Origin of the sequence: Actinotalea ferrariae CF5-4 (assembly GCF_000603945.1) — a bacterium.
Classification (GTDB): Bacteria; Actinomycetota; Actinomycetes; order Actinomycetales; family Cellulomonadaceae; genus Actinotalea; species Actinotalea ferrariae.
Genome location: NZ_AXCW01000234.1, coordinates 1 through 6,746, shown reverse-complemented (window position 1 = coordinate 6,746; position 6,746 = coordinate 1). Strand labels below are relative to the sequence as shown.

The 6,746-nt window shown below is 72.2% G+C and carries 5 protein-coding genes; 2 read left to right on the top strand and 3 right to left on the bottom strand.

The window, feature by feature from the left end; translation table 11 throughout:
• Nucleotides 1–42: 42 nt before the first annotated feature.
• The 3 genes from N866_RS15210 to N866_RS15200 all read right to left on the bottom strand — a co-directional run bounded on the left by N866_RS15210 (nucleotide 43) and on the right by N866_RS15200 (nucleotide 2,361).
• Nucleotides 43–1,416 (bottom strand): hypothetical protein, encoded by a 1,374-nt coding sequence (locus N866_RS15210; RefSeq protein ID WP_034227908.1) that lies wholly within the window; start codon nucleotides 1,414–1,416, stop codon nucleotides 43–45.
• Nucleotides 1,413–1,838, bottom strand: a complete 426-nt coding sequence (locus N866_RS15205) for a hypothetical protein (RefSeq protein ID WP_155855409.1) — start codon at nucleotides 1,836–1,838, stop codon at nucleotides 1,413–1,415. Before N866_RS15205 ends, N866_RS15210 begins: the two co-directional genes overlap by 4 nt.
• Nucleotides 1,839–1,932: 94 nt before the next feature.
• Nucleotides 1,933–2,361: a P-loop NTPase family protein gene (locus N866_RS15200; protein WP_052023122.1), complete on the bottom strand. Its 429-nt coding sequence runs from the start codon at nucleotides 2,359–2,361 to the stop codon at nucleotides 1,933–1,935.
• Nucleotides 2,362–2,731: 370 nt separating this feature from the next.
• Here N866_RS15200 and mobF point away from each other — a divergent pair, with 370 nt between their 5' ends.
• Both mobF and N866_RS15190 read left to right on the top strand, forming a co-directional pair.
• Nucleotides 2,732–6,328 carry a MobF family relaxase gene (gene mobF, locus N866_RS15195; protein WP_155855408.1) on the top strand — a complete coding sequence of 1,199 codons (3,597 nt, stop codon included), beginning with the start codon at nucleotides 2,732–2,734 and terminating at the stop codon, nucleotides 6,326–6,328.
• Entirely contained in the window at nucleotides 6,325–6,717 is a 393-nt protein-coding gene (locus tag N866_RS15190; protein WP_052023120.1) for a hypothetical protein, read from the top strand. The genes mobF and N866_RS15190 overlap by 4 nt, the downstream gene beginning before the upstream one ends.
• The last annotated feature ends 29 nt before the right edge of the window (nucleotides 6,718–6,746 follow it).

The window sequence follows — 6,746 nt, the reverse complement described above, 5'->3', positions numbered from 1 at the left end:
TCTCACGTCAGCCTGACGCACAGGGGACTCGCGGCGGGTTCCTCACTCGGCCGTAGGAACGAGGCCGCCAGATCCGCGCTCAACATGTCCGATGCTGGTGCCGATCCGAGCGACAGGGTGATCGGCGACGATGCTGAGCCCGCCCCGGATCCTGTTGAGGACTGCCTCCGGGGGGTGGACGAGTGCCCCGCGTAGCCGGTCGCTCGCGAGGACCGGGTCGGCGCTGACCAGGTCACGTGGGAGGTCGCGTGCCTTGAGGCGCAGCGCTCCGGTTTCCGCAAGCTCCGTGAACGCGACGGCGGTGTGCTGGGCGATGTCCGTCATAGTGGCGACGGCGCCGTTGAGCGCGGCCCCGATGCGGCGCGATGCCGGGTCTGCGCGTGTCGCGCGGCTCGTTGGGGCGTCGAGGGGCGCGAGAGCGGGGAGTAGGCGGGCCAGAGCGGTGAGGTCGTCGCGGACGGAGCCAATGGGTGGGGCGAGGGTGAGGAAGTGGGAGAGGTCTTGGTGCAGGGATTGCCAGGCGCGGCCCCGCACGAGGAGTGCTTGAGCGCCGCAGGCGGCGGGCGAGGCTTCTGCGGCGGTCATGGGTTGCGCACCGTGGAATGCGGCGGTGTGGGCGTGGATGGCGATGCCGATCGTGGTCACGTCGCGCAGGGTCGCGAGGGCGTCGCCTGGGGTGGCTGTGAGGTCCCACGTGGTCTGGCGCAAGCGCTGCATGCGGTCGCCCAACTCGGTGACGGAGTCCCCGACTCGGATCGGTGTCACGGTGGCTCCGAAGCTGCCCAAGGGTGCTCGAGCACGGAGGTCGCGAGGTCCGGTGTCGTCGGCGACGGTGCGGGCGAGGTCGCTGAGGTGTCCCAGACCGGGAAGGTGCTGGGCGACCGCCTGCTTGTTGACGCCGGCTTGCAGGGCGCGCAGTGCGAGCGGTTCCTCGGCCGAGAGGGTGAGGGCGGTCAGGTGCGCCAGGTGCGCGAGGCCGGCGTCCAGGGCCCGGGCGTCGGTGGCGGCGGCGTCGGGGCTGCGGGGGCTCCCGTCGGGTCGGTAGTGCAAGGCGAGGAGGTCGGACGCGGCGCGTAGGTACATCGCGGCGTGCCGCCAGGGTGTGGTCGTCGGCGCGAGCTGGGCGGGATGAGGCGTCGCTGCACCGATGAGGGCGTCGATTCCGGTGGCCAGGTGCGCTGCGGCTTGTTCAGTGGGGGACAGGTTGGCGACCTGGCGGTTCATGCCCGGCCGGACGGACTTGGCCGGCCACAGGAGCCGGCGGGTATGGGCGGCGATGGCCTGGAGCATCCCGTGGAAGTCCCCGATCGCGTCGAGAGCCTCGCCTGGCGTCCAGAACCTGTCCGTGGCCAGCTGTGTGTGGCCCTGGCGCAGGTGGTCGGCGGTCTTCGCCAGCAGGTCGCCGTAGGTGGTCATGCCCAGCGCCCGGTGACCTTGGCGCGGGCGGTGATCAGTCGGGCCATCACCCGCGACAGTGCGGCCTGGTCGGCGAGTTCCTGCTCGACCTCCGCCAGGGCTGCGGCGCGGTTCAGGGCAGCATCGGCGAGCTGGTCCAGGATCGTCCTGGCCTCCGCGATGTCCTGCGGTGCCCGGAGGACACCGAGGCGGACGGCGTCGCCGCTGGCACGGAGGTTCGGGCGTGCCCATTCGAGCTCGTCCTGGGCGTCGCGGAAGTCCATCGCCGCGTAGGAGATCGACACCCCCACGCCCAGGGGCACGCTCATCGCCAGGTTCAGGGCCCCGAACCCGGCGGCGTAGGTCAGCGACCAGATGCCCTCCCATCCCGTCCCGGCGCCGGTGATCAAGGTTTGGGCCGGTTGTGTCCACGTCGTGCTCATCGCCTGCGCCCTTCCCACTGGCCCTTCGAGGTCCTCGAGGCCCCTTTGGCAGCAGGTGTGCGAACCGGAGGGAGAAGATTCCGACGGGCGCCGGTCACGTCGGCCACCGCACCAGGGCGCCGGGGCGGGTCAGGCGCGCGACGCCGTCCGGGTCGGCGACGACGTCGGTGTGCTCGTGGGATCCCCGGGCGTGGGCCAGTGCGGCCAGGACGAGGTGCAGGTTGGGCCGGTCCAGCCCGGTGACGATGTCGACGACGTCGACCGGTGTCTCTGCGATCAACGCGGCGGCCATGGCCAGGACCCGGCTTTCCCCGCCGGACAGGACCCCGGCCCCGGCGTGCAGGGCGTCGACATCGACCCACGTGCGCCCGTCCGGTTCGCTCGTGACCCACCGGCACGAGGGACCGGCGAACCTTCCCTCGAACGCGCGCAGCAGCAGCTCGACGCCGGCTCCCACCGGGAGGGACCCGCGCGCCCAGTCCCGCAACCGCCCGGCGATTCCGTCCCGTCCCAGCTCGTCCATTGCTACCTCCGTGTCTGCCCCGCTTCGGACCGACTCCGCGTCGGCCCGTTCTCGAGAGTCGCCATCCCGACCTCCCGGACGGGGTGCTCGAGGGCCGGGTCTGTTGATGAGGTGCCGTCGAGGGCAGGTGTGCGGGATGGGCGGGGAAGATCGCGAGGGCCTGGGGCAGGAGGGAGCCATGACACTTCTGGCATCTGAGGTCTGAGCGGGGCCGGATTCGTCTCGAGGTCGCGGATCTTCTGCCCTCAGTTCGCACACCTGGTGGCATGAGGACCCGTACGACCGCGCCGACCACGGCGCCCGCGCGTCGCCGTCACCGACCTACGTCGCCTCGCGCTGCCAATCTCGCGGGTGGTGAGCGGCGGTGGTGATGACGATGCACCGCCTCACGGCCGGTGCCGGCTACCAGTACCTGCTCAAGCACACCGCGTCCGGTGACTGCGACCGGTCGGCGGGGTCGGACCTGACGGCGTACTACACCGCGTCGGGGAACCCGCCGGGCCGTTGGTACGGCCGGGGCCTGGACGCGTTGGGCGGTGACGCCGTGACGGCCGGGGCGCGGGTGGAGGAGCCGCAGATGGCGAACCTCTTCGGCCACGGCACCGACCCGACCACCGGGGTGGCGTTGGGTCGGGCGTACCGGACGTACACCCCGGCCTCCGACCGCATCGCGACCCAGGTCGCGTCCCTCCCTGGTGAGCTCACCGGCGAAACACGGGAGGCGGCGGTCGCCGCGATCACCCGGGTGGAGCTGGCCAAGCGGACCCCGTCGGCGGTGGCGGGGTTCGACCTCACGTTCAGCCCGGCCAAGTCCGTGTCCGCGCTGTGGGCGGTCGCCGACGCCCGGACGCAGTCGGCGGTCCTGGCCGGGCACCGGGCGGCGGTCGAGCAGGCGCTGGGGTTCTTGGAGGACACCGCGGCGTTCACCCGGACTGGGAAGGACGGGTGTCAGCAGCACCGCGTGGACGGTCTGATCGCGGCGGGGTTCGACCACTGGGACTCCCGCGCCGGTGACCCGAACCTGCACACCCACCTGGTCATCGCGAACAAGGTCCGCGGACCCGGTGGGGCGTGGCTGTCGGTGGACTCCCGGGCGTTGCACCACGCGGTGGTGATGGTCTCGGAGGTCTACGACGACTTCCTCGCTGACGAGCTCGCCCGCCGCCTACCGGTGCAGTTCGGCTGGCGGCCCCGCGGCCCGCGCCGCACGCCGGCGTTCGAGGTGGAGGGGGTCGATGACGCGCTGATGACGGAGTTCTCCACCCGCACCACGCAGATAGACGAAGCGATGACGGACGTCCTGGCCGAGTTCTACGCGACCCACGGGCGGGGCCCGAACCGCATCGAGGTCACCCGGCTGCGTCAGCAGGTCACCCGCACGGTCCGCCCGGACAAGCACGTCACCCCACTAGCCGATCTGCTGACGCTATGGAGGGCCCGCGCCACCGGTCGCACCGGCAAGACCCCGGCCGAGCTGACCGCGGCCGTCCTGCGCGTCTCGCACACCGTGCCGCTGCGTGCCGGCCTCATTCCGGGGGCCGTCATCGACCGGTTGGCGCAGCACACGATCGGGCAGGTGATGACGCGCCGGTCGACCTGGACCCGGTGGAACGTCCTGGCCGAAGCCGCCCGCGCCACCCGCGCGATCCGCATGTCCACCCCCGCCGACCGCACCGCGTTGCTGGAGCGCGTCACCGACACCGCCCTGGCCTCGTGCGTGAGCCTGCAAGCACCGGACCCCCTGCGGGTCCCCGCCTCCTACACCCGCCACGACGGCACCTCGGTGTTCACCCGCACCGGGGAGGACCGCTACACCCACCGCCAGGTCCTGGACGCCGAGGCCCGGCTCCTGGACGCCGCAACCCTCGACACCGGCGCACCGACCGCACCGGCGTGGATGGCCAAGGCCGTGACCTCCCGCCCGGTGCACCGCACCGACGGGCGCACCGTCACCCTCGCCGAGGACCAGGCCGACGCCGTCCACCACATCGCAACCTCCCCGACCCGGGTCGACGTCCTGGTCGGACCGGCCGGGACCGGGAAGACCACCACCCTCGCGGCGCTACGCACCGTGTGGGAACAGGCCCACGGGCGCGGCACCGTCGTCGGCCTCGCACCCTCAGCAACGGCGGCCGCCGAGCTCGGGCACGCGCTGGGGATCGGGTGTGAGAACACCGCCAAGTGGCTGCACGAGTCCACCGGCCCCGGCGCCACCCGCCGCACCGCCCTGCTCGCGCACTTGCGCGCCGAGCGGGCCACCGCGCTCGGTGTCGACCAGCGGGCACGGTTGCGGACGATCGACACCGCCATCAACACCATCACCGCCCAGGGCCAGCGGTGGCGCCTACGCCGCGACGAGCTTCTCATCGTCGACGAAGCGTCCCTGGCCGGCACGTTCACCCTGGACGCCCTCACCGCCCAGGCGACGGCGGCCGGGGCGAAGGTGCTGCTGGTCGGGGACCACCATCAGCTGTCCGCGGTCGACGCCGGCGGCGCGTTCCACCTCCTCGCCGAACGCACCCGCCCCGCAACCCTGACCTCCCTGTGGCGGTTCACCCACCCCTGGGAAGCCGCCGCCACCCGCCGGCTTCGCACCGGCGACCCCCGGGTGATCGACACCTACCTCGAGCACGACCGTGTCAGCGCCGGCCCGGCGGAGGCCATGTGCGAGGACGCCTACACCGCCTGGCAGACCGACACCGAGCACGGCACCGCGGCGATCCTCATCGCCCCCGACTCCCACACCGTCACCATCATGAACACCCGGGCGCACAACGACCGCGTCACCGACGGCCTCGTCCACCCCGACGGCCTCGTCAAGACCGACGGCACCCGGATCGGCGTCGGGGACCGAGTCTTGACCCGCTGCAACGACCGGCGCCTGCGCGGCCCGCACGGGCATGTCCGCAACGGCGACCTGTGGCACGTCACCGCCCTCACCGCCGACGGCGGCCTCGTCGTCACCCCGCTCACCAGGACCGGCTCCGCCGTCCATGCAGCCAAAGGAGAGGTGGCCGGGGGAGAGGTGACGCTGCCCGCCCGGTACGTGGCCGAGCACGTCGACCTCGGTTACGCGACCACCACCCACCGCGCCCAAGGGATCACCGTGGACCGCTCCCACGTCCTCGCCGCACCCGGAACGGTCCGGGAGAACCTCTACGTCGCCATGACCCGCGGCCGCCACGACAACCACCTCTACCTCGCCCTGGACGACGTCGACCCCACCTGCGACCACCCACCAGACCGGCACCCTCACACTGAAGCGCGGGGGATCCTCGAGACCATCCTCGCCACCTCCGGTGCAGAGCTGTCCGCCACCGAGACCCTCGCCGCCTCCCAACACGCCGCCACGTCGTTGCAGCGCTTGGAGCCCATCCGGCAGACCCTCCTAGCCGACGCCGCCACGCACCGCTGGGAGGCGACCTTCCCCGCCCTCGGGATTAGCGCTCGGCAGTGCGAGGAGATCAGCACCTCTCCGGCACGGGGGGCTCTCATCACCGCCCTGGAACGGGGCCGCGCTCTCGGCCACCCCATGCCTCAGGTCCTGGCGGGTCTCATCGCCGCCCGACCGCTCGACAACAGCGACGACGTCGTTGGCGACATCGCCAGCGTGCTGCATCACCGCGTGAGCGACTGGCTCCACACCCAGGTCCAGGACCCCACGACCATCCGGCCCGCCCCCGACCTCACCGCAGCGCCTGCTGACCTCGTCGACCTCGTGCGCCACGTCGACCAGCTCATCGCCGACCGCACCCACGCGCTCAACGCCGGTGCCCTCAGCGACCCGCCCGACGGGCTTGTAATGGCACCCGCGCCCACCGGCCTGGGCCTGCGCTCCGGATCGCGGGACGCGATCGCCGCACGCGTCGCCCACGACGACCTCCCCGACGGTCCCACCACCGGCACCCCAACGCCGATGACCGCCTCGCCCCCGAACGCCGACGCCGAACGGAGCCCAACCCGATGATCAACAGCACGCCCCCGAGCGCACCCGACGGCTTCTACCCCGAGCCCGTCCTGTACCAGGCCGGCGGACCCCCGATGCCGCTCATGTGGGCGGCACACACCGTCGAGCAGCAGAAGCACCACCTCGAGGCCCTCGACACCTGGGTCGTCTGGCTCGTCCACCACTACCGCCTTGACCGTCGATACGTCCCAGAGTGCTGGACCAAGCACTGGGAACTCATCGAAGAGCTCTCCGCCCTGCACCTCGCGTGGGACGCCGCGTACGCAACCACCGCGCACGGCGACGAACCCCTAAACTGGCACGAGCGATTCGGCCACGCCCGCTTAAGGCTCGCCGAATGGGTCGCTCGGGCCGGTTGCCGTCCCGGGGAGCACCGGTCGACCGCTTGATTAGGGGCTCATCGCAATCGAGGGTGTAG